At 70.2% G+C, this 13,809-nt stretch carries 18 protein-coding genes and 1 pseudogene; 3 read left to right on the plus strand and 16 right to left on the minus strand.

What is annotated here, in order from left to right; all coding sequences use genetic code 11:
* Positions 1-202: 202 nt before the first annotated feature.
* A complete protein-coding gene (locus DMC61_RS06740; protein WP_003096372.1) occupies positions 203-691 on the plus strand; it encodes a transcriptional regulator in 489 nt (162 codons plus the stop codon).
* Between the two features lie 109 nt (positions 692-800).
* Here the strand turns inward: DMC61_RS06740 and nusB are convergent, their stop codons facing one another.
* From nusB to DMC61_RS06755, 3 genes are read right to left on the minus strand one after another with little or no spacing between them, the layout of a single operon-like run.
* The gene (gene nusB / locus DMC61_RS06745) at positions 801-1,265 is read right to left on the minus strand and encodes a transcription antitermination factor NusB (protein ID WP_016333098.1); all 465 of its coding nucleotides are present in this window, start codon (positions 1,263-1,265) and stop codon (positions 801-803) included.
* The gene (gene efp, locus DMC61_RS06750; RefSeq protein ID WP_016333097.1) at positions 1,265-1,828 is read right to left on the minus strand and encodes an elongation factor P; all 564 of its coding nucleotides are present in this window, start codon (positions 1,826-1,828) and stop codon (positions 1,265-1,267) included. Before efp ends, nusB begins: the two co-directional genes overlap by 1 nt.
* Before the next feature lie 38 nt (positions 1,829-1,866).
* Positions 1,867-2,958 carry a Xaa-Pro peptidase family protein gene (locus DMC61_RS06755; RefSeq protein WP_016333096.1) on the minus strand — a complete coding sequence of 364 codons (1,092 nt, stop codon included), beginning with the start codon at positions 2,956-2,958 and terminating at the stop codon, positions 1,867-1,869.
* 429 nt (positions 2,959-3,387) lie between these two features.
* Between DMC61_RS06755 and DMC61_RS06760 the strand changes: the two genes are divergently transcribed.
* Positions 3,388-3,807 carry a B-4DMT family transporter gene (locus DMC61_RS06760; RefSeq protein WP_037343941.1) on the plus strand — a complete coding sequence of 140 codons (420 nt, stop codon included), beginning with the start codon at positions 3,388-3,390 and terminating at the stop codon, positions 3,805-3,807.
* Here the strand turns inward: DMC61_RS06760 and DMC61_RS06765 are convergent.
* The 11 genes from DMC61_RS06765 to DMC61_RS06815 form a co-directional block, all read right to left on the minus strand.
* Positions 3,762-5,246: a beta-xylosidase gene (locus tag DMC61_RS06765; RefSeq protein ID WP_125688127.1), complete on the minus strand. Its 1,485-nt coding sequence runs from the start codon at positions 5,244-5,246 to the stop codon at positions 3,762-3,764. The two genes, DMC61_RS06760 and DMC61_RS06765, sit on opposite strands and share 46 nt — an antisense overlap.
* A 60-nt stretch (positions 5,247-5,306) precedes the next feature.
* Entirely contained in the window at positions 5,307-6,233 is a 927-nt protein-coding gene (locus tag DMC61_RS06770; RefSeq protein WP_125687662.1) for a GNAT family N-acetyltransferase, read from the minus strand.
* Positions 6,230-6,661 carry a type II 3-dehydroquinate dehydratase gene (gene aroQ / locus DMC61_RS06775; RefSeq protein ID WP_125687664.1) on the minus strand — a complete coding sequence of 144 codons (432 nt, stop codon included), beginning with the start codon at positions 6,659-6,661 and terminating at the stop codon, positions 6,230-6,232. Before aroQ ends, DMC61_RS06770 begins: the two co-directional genes overlap by 4 nt.
* Positions 6,658-7,767, minus strand: a complete 1,110-nt coding sequence (gene aroB, locus DMC61_RS06780) for a 3-dehydroquinate synthase (RefSeq protein WP_125687666.1) — start codon at positions 7,765-7,767, stop codon at positions 6,658-6,660. Before aroB ends, aroQ begins: the two co-directional genes overlap by 4 nt.
* An 8-nt stretch (positions 7,768-7,775) precedes the next feature.
* On the minus strand, positions 7,776-8,180 hold the full coding sequence (locus tag DMC61_RS06785) for a hypothetical protein (protein WP_125687668.1): 405 nt from the start codon (positions 8,178-8,180) through the stop codon (positions 7,776-7,778).
* Positions 8,177-8,701, minus strand: a complete 525-nt coding sequence (locus DMC61_RS06790) for a shikimate kinase (protein WP_083715671.1) — start codon at positions 8,699-8,701, stop codon at positions 8,177-8,179. Before DMC61_RS06790 ends, DMC61_RS06785 begins: the two co-directional genes overlap by 4 nt.
* Positions 8,698-9,885, minus strand: a complete 1,188-nt coding sequence (aroC, locus tag DMC61_RS06795; RefSeq protein WP_016333088.1) for a chorismate synthase — start codon at positions 9,883-9,885, stop codon at positions 8,698-8,700. Before aroC ends, DMC61_RS06790 begins: the two co-directional genes overlap by 4 nt.
* 47 nt (positions 9,886-9,932) lie before the next feature.
* On the minus strand, positions 9,933-10,544 hold the full coding sequence (locus DMC61_RS06800; RefSeq protein ID WP_125687670.1) for an A24 family peptidase: 612 nt from the start codon (positions 10,542-10,544) through the stop codon (positions 9,933-9,935).
* A 253-nt stretch (positions 10,545-10,797) separates the two neighbouring features.
* Positions 10,798-11,427, minus strand: coding sequence for an anti-sigma factor (locus DMC61_RS06805; RefSeq protein ID WP_125687672.1), 630 nt, complete (start codon positions 11,425-11,427; stop codon positions 10,798-10,800).
* Positions 11,424-11,936, minus strand: a complete 513-nt coding sequence (locus DMC61_RS06810; RefSeq protein ID WP_125687674.1) for a sigma-70 family RNA polymerase sigma factor — start codon at positions 11,934-11,936, stop codon at positions 11,424-11,426. Before DMC61_RS06810 ends, DMC61_RS06805 begins: the two co-directional genes overlap by 4 nt.
* Positions 11,933-12,301 carry a hypothetical protein gene (locus tag DMC61_RS06815; RefSeq protein WP_125687676.1) on the minus strand — a complete coding sequence of 123 codons (369 nt, stop codon included), beginning with the start codon at positions 12,299-12,301 and terminating at the stop codon, positions 11,933-11,935. Before DMC61_RS06815 ends, DMC61_RS06810 begins: the two co-directional genes overlap by 4 nt.
* Positions 12,302-12,433: 132 nt before the next feature.
* Between DMC61_RS06815 and DMC61_RS06820 the strand changes: the two genes are divergently transcribed.
* Complete coding sequence (locus DMC61_RS06820; protein ID WP_043848728.1) at positions 12,434-12,874, plus strand: ubiquinol-cytochrome c reductase iron-sulfur subunit; 441 nt, start codon at positions 12,434-12,436, stop codon at positions 12,872-12,874.
* Between the two features lie 63 nt (positions 12,875-12,937).
* On the opposite strand, the gene DMC61_RS06825 is transcribed toward DMC61_RS06820, so the two are convergent.
* Both DMC61_RS06825 and DMC61_RS06830 read right to left on the minus strand, forming a co-directional pair.
* Entirely contained in the window at positions 12,938-13,393 is a 456-nt protein-coding gene (locus DMC61_RS06825) for a PTS glucose transporter subunit IIA (RefSeq protein ID WP_016333082.1), read from the minus strand.
* Positions 13,390-13,635 (minus strand): annotated as a pseudogene (locus DMC61_RS06830) (glucose PTS transporter subunit EIIB); the annotation flags it as partial. The gene DMC61_RS06825 and the pseudogene DMC61_RS06830, both read right to left, overlap by 4 nt.
* Between the last annotated feature and the right edge of the window lie 174 nt (positions 13,636-13,809).

Consider the following 13,809-nt stretch of genomic DNA (forward strand, 5'->3'; position numbering starts at 1 on the left):
TAGCGAGGAAATCCCCCCGACACTAGCAGGAGCGATGGCTCATTCTTACGAGTGGCGCGCCCCAGGTGACGAAGGCCTCTCGAAAGCACCCGCTTGACCTGGTGACAACTATGCGTAACCATTACTCTGAGTATTCGACTCTAGGAGTCCCCTGGACCGGTCACCCCGACCGGTTGGGGGTGAGGAAACGGAGAACCACCAGATGGGCGATTACGCCAAGGCGCTCGGGGCCAAGCTCCGCGGGATCCGCCAGCAGCAGGGCCTGTCCCTGCACGGGGTCGAGCAGAAGTCCGGAGGCCGCTGGAAGGCCGTCGTCGTCGGTTCGTACGAGCGCGGGGACCGCGCCGTCACCGTGCAGAAGCTCGCCGAGCTCGCCGATTTCTACGGCGTCCCGGTGGTCGAGCTCCTGCCGGAGGGCCGGGTGCCGTCGGGCGCCGAGCCCGCCACGAAGATCGTCATCAACCTGGAGCGTCTCCAGCAGCTCCCGGCGGAGAAGGTCGGGCCGCTCGCCCGCTACGCCGCCACCATCCAGAGCCAGCGCGGCGACTACAACGGCAAGGTGCTCTCCATTCGCACCGAAGACCTGCGTTCGCTGGCGATCATCTACGACATGACCCCCGGCGAGCTCACCGAGCAGCTGATCGACTGGGGTGTGCTGCCGCCCGAGGCTCGACCGTCCAAAGAGGACTAGAGATGGCGACGTTTTCGGTCCGGGGGGACCGGAAACGCCAACCGGCACCACCGAGCACGAGAACGGGCCGTGCCCTCGGCAGAGGACACGGCCCGTTGTCGTACGTCTTCTAGAGGACCGCGCGCAGCCTGTCGGCGATCGTGCCGATCCGGCCGAGCACGCCGTTGACGAAACGCGGCGAGTCGTCGGTCGACAGCTCCTTCGCCAGCCCGACGGCCTCGTCGATGGCGACCGGGTCCGGCACGTCCTCGGCCCACAGCAGCTCGTAGACGCCGACCCGCAGCACGGCCAGGTCCACCGGCGGCATCCGGTCCAGCGTCCAGCCCTGAGCGTGCTCCGCGAGCAGCTCGTCGATCTGGGTCTTGCGGCCGGTGACGCCCTCGACCAGCGAGATCGTGTAGTCCGCGATCGGGTCGACCTCGACCGAACCGACCCGGTCCGCCAGCAGCGTCACCGCGTCGGCACCGCGCTGGGCGGCCTCGTACATCATCTCGACCGCGCGCTTGCGGGCCTGACGACGGCTGATCGGCCCGCCGCGGTTCGGCGACTTGCCCGATTTGGCTGAGTCGGCCATCAGCTGGAAACGCGGCCCAGGTAGCGGCCGTCGCGGGTGTCGACCTTGATCTTCTCGCCGGTGGTGAGGAACAGCGGCACCTGGATCTCGGCGCCGGTCTCCAGGGTGGCCGGCTTGGTGCCACCAGTGGAGCGGTCACCCTGCAGGCCGGGGTCGGTGTGCTGGACGATCAGCTCGACCGAGGTCGGCAGCTCGATGTACAGCGGGACACCCTCGTGCACCGCGACCTGGACCTCGGTGTTCTCGAGAAGGTAGTTCGCGTTGTCGCCGACGGTCTCGTTCAGCACGGTGATCTGGTCGTAGGTCTCCGCGTCCATGAACACGAAGTCCTGACCCTCCTTGTACAGGTAGGTCATGTTGCGGCGGTCGACGGTGGCCGTGTCGACCTTCGTCCCCGCGTTGAAGGTCTTGTCGACGACCTTGCCGGTCAGCACGTGCTTGAGCGTGGTGCGAACGAACGCGCCGCCCTTGCCCGGCTTGACGTGCTGGAACGCGGTGACGGTCCAGAGCTGGCCGTCGAGGTTGAGGACGAGCCCGTTCTTCAGGTCGTTGGTGGTGGCCACGAGTGTGCAGTCTCCTGTGTCGATCTTCCGGGCCGTCGTCAGACGACCACGAGTTCCTTGGTGCTCAGCGTGAGGAGTTCGGGCGTACCTTCCCGCACGACCAGCGTGTCCTCGATGCGCACGCCTCCGCGTCCGGGCAGATACACACCAGGCTCGACGGTGACGGCCATACCGGCGGACAGTGTACCGACGCCGGTGGTGGCCAGGCTGGGCGCCTCGTGCACCTGCAGTCCGACGCCGTGGCCGAGGCCGTGGCCGAACTCCTCGCCGCGCCCCGCGTCGACGATCACGCCACGGGCCGCTTTGTCCACTTCGGACACTTCGGCGCCGGGGAGGACGGCGTCGCAGCCCGCCGCCTGCGCGCGCTGGACCAGCTCGTAGATCTCCTCCTGCCACGCCGCGGGCTTGCCGATGACGAACGTGCGGGTCATGTCGGAGTGGTAGCCGTCGACCGTGGCACCGAAGTCGATCTTGACGAATCCGCCGGTCTCGAGCGGCGCCGAGGTCGGCCGGTGGTGCGGGATCGCGGAGTTGGCGCCCGCCGCGACGATGGTGTCGAACGAAGGCCCGGTCGACCCGTGGCCGAGCATGCGGTTCTCCAGGTCGCGGGCGACGTCGAGCTCGGTGCGGCCCGGCCGGAGCCCGCCGGCGGACACCAGGTCCTCCAGCGCCCGGTCGGCCGCCGCGCACGCCTGGCGCAGCGCCTCGATCTCCTGCTCGTCCTTGACCAGCCGCAGCTGCTCGACGAGCCCCGGCGTCCGGACCAGCTCGACGCGGTCGAAGCGGACCTTGAGGTCCTCGTGCTGCTCGACGCTCACGTGCTGGCTCTCGAAGCCGGTCTTGCCGAGCTTCTTCTCGGCGGCCAGATCGGCCAGCTTCGCCGCGCTCGCGCGGTCCAGCACCCGTTCGAGGTCGGGCACCTCCGTGGCCGACTGGACCTGGTAGCGGCCGTCGGTGCAGAAGATCGTCTTGTCGTCGCCGCTCCCGTGGACGAGGAGAGCGGCGTTGGACCCGGTGAAGCCGGTCAGGTACCTGATGTTGAGCAGGTCCGTGACCAGCAGCGCGTCCACCCCGGAGTCGGCCAGCAGGGAACGCAGCGCCGCGCGGCGGCGAGAGAAGTATTCACGCACGTCATGGAGTTTAGGGGGTGGGCGCCTACCGGCACGCGTTTCGCCTGCTGCTTGCGTTCACTGTGGCGCGCGTTCGTCCGTGAAGGCCTCCTTGAGGGACTCTGGGTCCCTCAAGGAGGCCTTCACGGACAGGGAAAGCACCCTTTCGCCCCAACAACCCCACTAGTCACAGCGTCGTCGCGTGAAGGCCCCCTTCACGCGGCTGAGCCGAGGGAAGGGGCCCTTCACGCGCATTCATCGTGGCTACTGGTGTACCTGGGGCGAATGTGGCGGTCACCGATTCCGTGAAGGCCTCCTTCACTACCTTCAGGGTAGGCAAGGAGGCCTTCACGGACTGGACGGCCGCGCACCATCGGCAGGTGAGCCCACCGGTCGCTACTGGCGAGTTAAACTCCCCCAATGGCACCGTGGCTGACTCGTGGACTCGTGATGGCGCTGCTGCACGGCGCGGCCGTCACCGTGCTGGCCAAGTACGAGGTCTTCAACCCCACCGACAAGACCCTCGTCACCTCCCTCGCCCTCGCCGTCCTGGTCGGCGCGGCGGCGGGCTGGGGCGCCGTGGACGCCTGGCAGGGCAAACCCGAACGCGGCAAGAACTGGTTCATCGCGGCGCTGATCGCCGGCCCGGTCTCGGGCGTGCTGTACGTGATCGGCCGCGCGGTGTTCGTCGACCAGACCGGCGCTTCGGAACTCGGCGGCGCACTAACCGGCGGCGCCGCCTTCTCGGCCCTGCTGGTGCTCATCCCGGCCGGGATCGGCCTGTTCGTCGGCGGCCGCATCACCAAGACCGGCGACGACGAGGATCAGCCGGCGAGCGAGAAACCGGCCGGGAAGCCGTCCCAGGCCTGATCGCTGATCTCTTCGACGGTCGAGTCGTTCAGGGCCGCCGTCCCCGCGTCCGGCACCGCGTAGAGCTTGCCGTCGAGCACCACACCGAACCCTCGACCGGGCGCGTGCACCGTCTTCGCCCCGGCGCTCAACCGCGCGGCCTGCGAGAACTTGTCGACGACCTTGAGCCGCTGGTCCAGCACCTCGCCCGCGAGCGCCGCCGCCACCGAGCGCCGGTCGACCCGCACCAGCTTGCCGTCGGCCACCAGGTCGATGGTCCGCTGCGGCGAGGGCATCGCGACGCCTTCGAACGAGGTCCGGATCCGGGCGTCGCCGTCGCACGCGCGCGAACCGCGGACGTCCAGGCCGAAATGCTTGAGGTCGGTCGGCGCCCCCGCGCCGCCGACGACCGTGGCGCGGACGACGTCGAAGGGCACCCGGTCGCAGACGTCGCCCGACGAGAGCGGCGCGTGCCCGTCGGGCCGCCGGACCAGGCCGGGGCCCTCCTTCCAGGCGCCGGGGATGAGCGACGGCCGGTACGGCTGCGCGGAGAAGTCCCTGGTCCAGAAGGTGAGCGTGGTGCCGGCGTCGGTCTCGTGCGCGATCACGAAGGCATCGAGCGCACCGACCCACATGAGGTCGGTGCTGAACCCGTCGACCAGCGAGCGGGTGCGCGGCGAGATCGTCGTGGGCTTGGCGACGAAGCCCTGCTCCCCCAGCGTCTCCACGCCCCGGGTGAACGCCGCGTCCCTAGCGCGGAGCAGGAACTGCCCCGCACCGTTCCACCCGGCGGCCTTGGCCGTGGTGTCGGTGAAGAGCACGTAGAACCAGCCATCGAGGTACACCGCCGAGGGCTGGCCCGCGCCGTAGACGTTGGCGCGGTGGACGTCGTGCGCCGGCCCGATGATCGGCTGCCCGCCGGCCGCGCGGGTCCAGTTGAGCCCGTCGGGACTGGTCGCGAGGCCGATCGAGTTGCCGAGGGCGTGATCGCCCGCCGCGCCGGTGTAATACATGTAGTAGGTCGAGCCGACCTTGATCACCGACGGGTCGCAGGTGTGCATCCCGTCGAAACCACCGGGGGCGCCGGAGAAGACCGCCGCCGGGCCACCGCCGGACGGACCGGTGAAGGGACCGTCGAGCGAGGGCGACTGCGCGTAGAGGACGTCGTCACCGGGCGGCTGGGCGCTGCCGTACTGGCTGCACCACCACATCTTGAGCTTGCCGCCGTCCCGCATCACGGTCGGGCTGTAGTTGTAGACCGCGTCCTGATCGCCCGCGGCGATCACGCCGCCACTGGCCCGGGGATCGCTCGTCGCGAGTTCGACGTCCATCGGCCGCGGCTTTTCCTGGGGCGCCTGCTGGGCTCCGCCGATCCCGCCGCCCTTGCCGTCGGCCTGGGACTGCACGTTCCCGTCGCTGCACGCCACGAGGACCGCGCCCGCCGCGACGACGGCCACCACGGCACGGGCGGGTCGCCGACCCCCACGAAAAAGGCGCATGATGGCCGAGTGTAGCGAGGCTTAACCCGGCTGGGTGACGTCAGTACCCGGGAGGGCGACCAATTCCACTTCGAAGCCGTCGGCGTTTTCGAGGTAGGCGGCGTAGTGATGGTCACCGCCCGCATTCGGATAGCGGTCCGCGAACAGGGGCGACCAGCCGTGTTCGACGGCCTTCGAAGCCAATTCGTCCACCCGATCGCGTGACTCGACATGCAGGGCGAGATGGTTCAGGCCCGGCGCGGTGCGGTCGTGCTCTTCGCCGCTGAGCGCGGGCGAACGCTCGACGACGAGATAGGTCGCGCCGTGCTTCCAGCTGACACCGGCGGGCCAGCGCTGGAACTCACGCCAGCCGAGTTCGCCCAGCAGCCAGCCCCAGCTCTCCTCCGCGCGGCCGAGATCGGGCACCCACAGCTCGATGTGGTGCGCACGGCCGTGATCCGATGGCAACGCGACGAAGACGCGATGCGGCCCGCTGCCGTAGTGGTCGCCACCGCCGACGTCGAGGAAACCCAAGCGCCGCACCAGGTTCTGACTGGCCACATTGGACTCGCCGACCAGCGCCCACACCGACGACAGGCCGAGCCCGACGAGTCCGTGCTCCAGCAGGGCCTTGGCGGCCTCGGTCGCCAGCCCCTGCCCGCCGTGCGCCCGCGCCAGGTAGTACCCGAGCTCCGGAACGCCGCCGGGAAGCTCTTGCGACGGCCGCAGATGCGCGAGCCCGATCACCTCGCCGTCGCGTTCGATCACCCAGTGCCCCATGCCCGCCGGGCCGTCGTAGGACAGCCTGCGGCCGACCATTTCGCGAATACGGTCCGGCTCGGTGAGCGGCACCGCGAAATGCGAGCTCATCGCCGGGTCGGCGAAGAGCCCGATGATCGCGTCGGCGTCGGCTTCGGTCAGCGCTCGCAGCCGCAGCCTCTCCGTCTTGAGCTCGGGAGGGTTGTTCATGCCGCGTTCGCGGCCATCCACCGCAGTGCCAGCGGGTATCCGTCGACCCCGAGCCCGGCGATCACCGCGGTGGCGATGTCGGACAGGACGCTGTGGTGCCGGAATTGCTCGCGCTTGTGCACGTTGGAGATGTGCAGCTCGATCAGCGGCGCCTTGAGCTGGGTGGCGGCGTCGCGGACGGCGATCGAGTAGTGCGTCCAGGCGGCGGCGTTGAGCACCACCGGCCAGCCGGCGTCGGCGGCTTCGTGCAGCCAGCCGACCATCTCGCCCTCGTGGTCGGTCTGCCGGACCTCGACGTCGATCCCCAGCTCCTTGCCGGTCTCGACGCAGGTGGAAGCCAGATCCGCGTGCGTGGCAGAACCGTAGATCCCGGGTTCGCGCAGGCCGAGCCTGCCGAGGTTGGGACCGTTGAGGACGAGCACCTTCACAGCAGCACGCTCCCGCCGGGCTTGGGGGCTTCACCGGCCACCACCGAGTACGCGGCGGCGAGCAGCGACGGGTCCGGGCCTTCCAGCCTGCCGGGTTTCGCGAGCCCGTCGAGGACGACGAAACGCAGCACGCCCGACCGGGTCTTCTTGTCGCCCTTCATCGTCTCCAGCAATTGCGGGAGCGCGTCCGGGTCGTAGGTGGTCGGCAGGCCCAGCAGCTTGAGCACCTTCGCGTGCCGCTCGGCGGTGGCGTCGTCGAGACGGCCGGCCAGCCGCGCGAGTTCGGCGGCGAACACCAGGCCGACGCTGACCGCCGCGCCGTGGCGCCACCGGTACCGCTCTCGGCGTTCGATGGCGTGGGCGAGCGTGTGGCCGTAGTTAAGGATCTCGCGCAGATCCGACTCGCGCAGATCCGCGGCCACGACGTCGGCCTTGACCTGGATCGAGCGGCGGACCAACTCGCCGAGGACCTCGCCGGTGGTGTCCAGCGCCGCGGCGGGATCCTGCTCGACGAGTTCGACGATCCGCGGGTCGGCGATGAAGCCCGCCTTGACCACCTCGGCCATTCCGGCGACGAGTTCGTTGGGGGGCAACGTTTCCAGCGTCGCGAGGTCGACGAGGACCGCGCTCGGCTCGTGGAAGACGCCGACCAGGTTCTTGCCCGCCTCGGTGTTGATGCCGGTCTTCCCGCCGAGGGACGCGTCGACCATGCCCAGCAGCGTGGTGGGCACGTTGACCAGCCGGACGCCGCGCATCCAGGTGGCGGCGACGAATCCGGCGAGGTCGGTCACGGCGCCGCCGCCGTGCTCGACGACCACGCCCTGGCGGTCGAGGCCGATGCGGCCGAGGACCTCCCAGCAGAAGCTGGCGACGGTGAGCGCCTTGCCGTCCTCGGCGTCGGGGATCTCGACCCGGTGCGCGTCGATCCCGGCCTCGGCCAGTTCGTCGCGGATGGCCTCGGCGGTGGTCGTCAGCGTCGGCGGGTGGATCAGCGCGACCTTGGAGGCGTCGGCGAGCTGCTCGGTGAGCTCGCCCAGCAGGCCGCGGCCGATGACGACGTCGTACGGCTTGGCGGTGTTGACGGTGATGCGGACCGGCTCGGTCATCGTTCCCCTCACTTCGGCGGAAGCCGCTTGGCCCTCGCGACCTCGCAGGTGATCTTGCCCTTGACCGGGGTGTCCCCCGGGATCTCTTCGGTCACCTTCTGGCCGGGCGTCATCCGGTTCTTCGCGAACAGCGCTTCACCGGCGGCCTTGCCCTCGGCGTCCTTGATCGCGATGGTGACGGCGTACCGCGCGTCCTCGCCCGTGCTGTTGGTGACCTCGATGGTGATCTTCGGGGTGTAGCTGTCGCTGTCGCATTTGGTGACCTTGACGTCGGCCGCGACATCGGCCTCGGGCGCGGCGCTGGTGGCCGCGCTCGTCTGGATCACGTCCGCGCCGGGAGGTTGCCTTTCCTCACCGCACGCGGTCAGGGTCAAGGCCACGACGGCGAGGACTCCGGCGGTGGTGCGCTTCATGCTCGTTCCTTGCTGATCTCGGTCAGCCCGATGACGGCGGCCTCGACGACCTCGTCGGCGGTCAGCTGGTCGGTCTCGATCTCGAACGTGGCCACCTCGCGGTACACCGGCAGGCGCGCGTCGAGGAGCGCCTTGTAGGTGGCGCGGGGGTTCACTCCGGCCAGTAGCGGGCGCGCTGTCGAGAGCCCGGCGCGCTGGACGCCCGCGGCCATCCCCACGTTGAGGAAGATCACGGTGTGCCCGGCCAGCCGTTCCCGGGTGCCCGGCGTGATCGGCGCTCCCCCGCCCAGGGAAAGGACGCCTTCGTGCTCGGCCAGCGCCTTCGCGACCATCTCCTCCTCCAGCGCGCGGAAGGCGGGCTCGCCCTCCTCGGCGAAGATGTCGGTGATGGGCTTGCCCGCGCTCGCGACGATGTCGTCGTCGCTGTCGCGGAAGGCGAGACCGAGCCGGGCGGCGAGCGCCGGGCCGACCGTGCTCTTGCCCGAGCCCGGCGGCCCGATGATCACCGCGCGAGGAGTCACCAGCGCTCCTCGAGCGCCTTCAGGTAGGCCTCGACGTTGCGCTTGCCCTCGACCAGCGAGTCGCCGCCGAACTTCTCCAGCGCGGCGTCCGCGAGCACGAGCGCGACCACCGACTCCAGCACGACCCCGGCGCGGGGTACCGCGCAGACGTCGGAACGCTGGTGGATGGCCACCGCCGGTTCCCCGGTGGTGACGTCCACAGTGGACAGTGCTTTGGGGACGGTCGAGATCGGCTTCATGGCGACGCGCACGCGCAGCGGCTCGCCGTTGGTGATACCGCCTTCGAGCCCGCCCGCGCGGTTGGACCGGCGGGTCACCCCGACCGGGCCGGTGCCGCGGTCGATCTCGTCGTGGGCCTGGCTGCCCCACCGCTTGGCCGTGGTGAAGCCGTCGCCGACCTCCACGCCCTTCATCGCCTGGACGCCCATGAGCGCGCCGGCGAGGCGGGCGTCGAGCCTGCGGTCCCAGTGGACGTGCGAGCCGAGGCCCGGCGGCAGACCATAGGCGATCACCTCGATCACGCCGCCGACGGTGTCACCCGCCTTCCGCACGGCGTCGACCTCGGCGACCATCGCGTCGGTCCCCTCCTGGCCGAAGGCGCGGACCGGGCTCTCGTCGATGGCCGGAAGGTCCGACGGCACCGGCAGCGGCCCCTCGGGCGCCGAGGCGCCGCCGATGGACACCACGTGGCTGAGGATCTCGACCCCGAGCAGCTGCTTGAGGTACGCGCGGGCCACCGTGCCGAGCGCTGTGCGGGACGCCGTCTCACGGGCGCTCGCGCGCTCCAGCACCGGACGGGCCTCGGGGAAGCCGTACTTCTGCATACCGGGCAGGTCGGCGTGGCCGGGCCGGGGACGCGTCAGCGGCTCGTTGCGCGCGAGGCCTTCCAGCTCCTCGGCGGGCACGGGATCGGCCGACATGACCTTCTCCCACTTGGGCCACTCGGCGTTCTCGATCTGGACCGCGACGGGGCCACCCTGGGTGAGCCCGTGCCGGACACCGCCGGTGAACTCGATGTGGTCGGTCTCGAAGCCCATCCGGGGGCTGCGGCCGAAGCCGAGCCTCCTGCGCGCGAGCTGCTCGCCCACTTCGGCGGTGGTGACCTCGACCCCGGCGGGCATCCCTTCCAGGATGGCGGCGAGGGCGGGTCCGTGCGATTCCCCTGCGGTTATCCAGCGCAACACCTGACAGATCCTGTCACAACCTCCCAACCTTCCTAGGAAGGGTCGGGCTATCCAGGACCCGGTCCGGCGAAGACGGCGAGCGCCCACGCCGCGACCAGGAGACCGGGGCCGTGCGGCACCGTGGGATGCCGGGGTCCGCCCACCGCGAGCGCCACGCTCAGTAACGCGGCTGCGACGGCGCCGAGCACGATGGACGGCCAGCCCGTCGCCGCGAGGACCGCGCCGAGGCTGCCGGCGAGCTTCACGTCCCCGGCGCCGAGCGAGCGCGGCGACACCGCGTGGACGAGCGCGTGCGCCCCGCCGAAGACCAGCGCGCCCAGCACCGCCCGCCACGCGATGGCGGCTCCTCCGCCGTGCGCGGCGATCCCCAGCGCGACGGCGAGCGCCGGGTACGCGGGCAGGGTGAGGATGTCGGGCAGACGGCGGTACTTGAGGTCGGCGAGCGCGAGCGGGACCGCGAAGACGGTCAGCACGGCCGGGACCGCGAGCCACCACGACGGCCAGGCTCCCGACTGGTACCTGAGGCAGACCGCGACGAGCGCCACCGCGGTGAGGGCGGCGGCCCATGCCGTGATCGGCGCTCCGGCCCGGCGCAGGCAGGGGCGCGTGACGAGCGCCGACCCGGCGCCCGCCACCGCGAAGGCGATCGGCGTGAACACGAGATCAAGAGTGCGTCCGGTGCTGCGCGGACGGCAAGATTTTCTTTTCGTGACAGGGACTTTCACGCACTTTCGGCAGGTGGGGCAGGGGTGCGGAAGTCGTGAACGGACCGTTCACGCACGGGCGCGCGGCGCGGGGGCGGCCGGGTTGGTCGTGAGTGGCGTTTCGGGTTAGAACCCGAAACGCCACTCACGACCAACTGGACCCAATCCACCCCGCCCCCGGCACCGAAGACCTGTCATGACACCGGGATCAGGGGTTCATCCGCAGCAGCGGGAGACCCGACGGCGTACGGATCTCGAGCGCCTTGATGTCCCCGGTGCGCATCGCGGTGCCGACCACGATGTGCGCGGTGTCCTTGGGCATCGCACGCCAGGAGGCGAGCTCGCTGGTGCCGCCGGAGGCGCGGACGGCGACCAGGATGTAGTCCCCCGTGCGGTTGCCGCCGTAGCTGCACGTCATGTCGACCTTCGTGCCGGTGTCCGTGGCGGACATGGCGATTTCGGCGGTCACCGGGTAGTCGCCGAGCGGGATCATCGGGTCGCCTGCCGCCGCCGTCGGCCCGGTCAGGACGACCACGAGCGCGACGCCCGCGGCCACGGCCATCCCGGCCGCGGTGGTGGTGATCGCCCGTTGGATCCGCCTTCCCCGGCGGACCCGTTTGAGCACGGTCGGCAGCAGATCCGGCGAGGGCACCGGTTCGTCCTCCAGCAGGGCGGGAGCACCCGCCTGGGCGAGCAGCCCGGGGATCCCGGCCAGGTCGCGCACGGAGGCCGCGCAGCGGTCACAGACGCGAAGGTGTTTCTCGTAGGCGGACCGGTCTTCCGGGGACAACGCACCGAGCACGTAGGCCGCGTCGTAGGTGGCGAAGGGGTCGGTCATTGAGTCACCCCTCTTTCCTCCAATATCAGCCGCAACGCGCGCAACGCGTAGTGCGTCCGCGACTTGATCGTCCCTTCGGCCACACCCAGCCGCTTCGCGGCGTCGGCGACGGAGTAGCCCTGGAAATAGCACAGGACCAGGACGTCCCGGTGCCTCGGCGAGAGCTCGCCGAGCGCTTCGGCGACCAGCCAGCCCTGGACCGCCCGTTCCGTGCCGTCCGTGACCGCCGTTTCGGGCGGTCGACCGGTCACCACCTCCGGATGCGCCTCGGAGGCCCGCCAGTCGTCGATGGCGATCCGTCTCGCCACGGTGAACAGCCAGCCGCGCGCCGAGCCCTCGGTCTGGTCGAGCACCTTGGCGTTGCGCCAGGCCCGCAGCAGCGTCTCCTGGACGACGTCCTCCGCGCGGACCCGGTCGCCGCTGGTGAGGTGCAGTGCGTAGGACCAGAGCGCCGCCGCGTGCTCGTCGTGCAGAGCCCGCATCAGCCGGTCCTCCGCGAATTCCTTCACCGATCCGTGCCTTCGCGGTTGAAGAGCAGCGGAAGGGCGAAGACCACGCAAGCCACTTCGGTGATCAGGCCCCACAGCTCGGCCTGGGTCGTGAAGCGCTCAGAGACGCCGAAGAACCCCGTGGTCAGCGAGAGCACGTACGCGCCCAGCGTGGCCAGGCCGAAGCCGATCGCCGCGAGCGCGGGAAGCCAGTGGTGCCAGACCAGGACGGCGATCGCGATGACCACTCCCGCCACGACGTTCACCAGGAAGAGCGGGCCGACCACGTCCGTTTCCGAGGCCCAGTCCTGCCATACGACGTAATGCACCCATGCCGAGCCGAGGAGGCCCGCCGCCACCACCGCCCGTGACAACCACCGGATCATGTCCGTATCTCTTTCCCGCGTGTTCGGTTCCCCTATGCCTTTGAACACGGAAAAGAGGGCCTCGCGGTTCAATCCGGCACCCGATGGCCGCCGAAATTGAACCGGATGGGTGCCCGGACCGTGTGTAGGGGCATGACTGCCGAACTCCACTCCCGCCGCAAGGTCCTGACCACCGGCGCCGCGGTCGCCGGTGCCGCCGCCGGGGCCGTGGCCCTCACCGCCTGCGGAAGCGACAGCGCGCCGTCCGGTTCGACCGCCGCACCGCCCGCCGCGGCGCCGGGCGAGACCCTGACCGCGCTCTCCGACATCCAGGTCGGCCAGGCGAAGGCCGCCAAGACCGCCGACGGCAAGGACGTCATCGTCACCAGGACCGCCGAAGGCACGGCCGCCGCGTTCAGCGCGATCTGCACCCATCAGGGGTGCGCGGTCGTCCCCGAGGGCGCGGAGCTGAAATGTCCCTGCCACAACTCGATCTTCGACGCCGCGACCGGCGCGGTCAAAAAGGGGCCGGCGGATCAGCCGCTGCCCTCGATCGCGGTCAAGGTCACCAACGGCCAGGTCGTCACCGCCTAGAAACACGAGAAAGGTCCCTTTAGGACGCGAATATCGTCCTAAAGGGACCTTTCCGGCGAGATTTCAGCTGTCCCAGGTGAAAATCGGGTCGCCCGCCTCGACGTCGCCGCCGGTGAGCAGTCCGGAAAGGACCTCCGCCTTCGCGTCGAGCGCCACCACGGGCACGATCGGCGAGTAGCCGGCGGCCTTGACCGCGTCGGGGTCCCAGCCGACGACCGGCTGCCCGGCGCGGACGGCCTCACCCTTGACGACGTGGAGGGTGAACCCCTCGCCTTTCTGCTTCACCGTGTCGATCCCCAGGTGGACCAGCACGCCGCGGCCGTCCTCGGTGGCCACCACGAAAGCGTGCGGGTGCAGCGTGACGACCGTCCCGTCCACCGGGGCGACCGCGTCCTGGCGCCCGCCCGAGGGCAGGACCGCGATGCCGGGGCCGACCATCGCCTGCGCGAAGACCGGATCGGGCACTTCGGTCATAGCGGTCGTCTTGCCGCTCACCGGGCTGAGGATCTCGAGACTCACAGCAGATCCTCGATCTCGCTGGCGATGTTGTCGGCCTCGGGGCCCACGATGACCTGGACACCGGCCCCCATGCGGACCACGCCCATCGCACCGGCGGCCTTCAGTGCCGCTTCGTCGAGCAGGCTCATGTCTTCGAGCTCACAGCGGAGCCGGGTGATACACCCCTCGACCTCGATGACGTTCTCGGCACCGCCGAGGCCCGCGAGGATCTTTTCCGCCCTGTCATCCGCCATCGCGGTCTCCCTGTTCCCTGTCGGTTTCCCACATGCGAACCAGCTCTACTACGCCGTTCGCCGACTCGCACCCGATCCCTGGCCACGAACGCGTAACGGTGGTTGACACCCGCTCGTGCGACGGAGCATCCTGCCCCATCGGATCATTGGTCTAGACCGGAACGTACCAATCTTCCGGACCAG

The organism is Amycolatopsis sp. WAC 04169, from assembly GCF_003947535.1.
In the GTDB taxonomy this organism is placed as follows: domain Bacteria; phylum Actinomycetota; class Actinomycetes; order Mycobacteriales; family Pseudonocardiaceae; genus Amycolatopsis; species Amycolatopsis keratiniphila.

Bases quoted from the DNA above. Each gene is read 5' to 3' on its own strand.
- DMC61_RS06740 (WP_003096372.1), top strand. From the start codon at position 203: ATGGGCGATTACGCCAAGGCGCTCGGGGCCAAGCTCCGCGGGATCCGC.
- nusB (WP_016333098.1), bottom strand. From the start codon at position 1,265: ATGGCCGACTCAGCCAAATCGGGCAAGTCGCCGAACCGCGGCGGGCCG.
- DMC61_RS06760 (WP_037343941.1), top strand. From the start codon at position 3,388: ATGGCGCTGCTGCACGGCGCGGCCGTCACCGTGCTGGCCAAGTACGAG.
- DMC61_RS06770 (WP_125687662.1), bottom strand. From the start codon at position 6,233: ATGAACAACCCTCCCGAGCTCAAGACGGAGAGGCTGCGGCTGCGAGCG.
- aroB (WP_125687666.1), bottom strand. From the start codon at position 7,767: ATGACCGAGCCGGTCCGCATCACCGTCAACACCGCCAAGCCGTACGAC.
- DMC61_RS06785 (WP_125687668.1), bottom strand. From the start codon at position 8,180: ATGAAGCGCACCACCGCCGGAGTCCTCGCCGTCGTGGCCTTGACCCTG.
- DMC61_RS06805 (WP_125687672.1), bottom strand. From the start codon at position 11,427: ATGACCGACCCCTTCGCCACCTACGACGCGGCCTACGTGCTCGGTGCG.
- DMC61_RS06815 (WP_125687676.1), bottom strand. From the start codon at position 12,301: ATGATCCGGTGGTTGTCACGGGCGGTGGTGGCGGCGGGCCTCCTCGGC.
- DMC61_RS06820 (WP_043848728.1), top strand. From the start codon at position 12,434: ATGACTGCCGAACTCCACTCCCGCCGCAAGGTCCTGACCACCGGCGCC.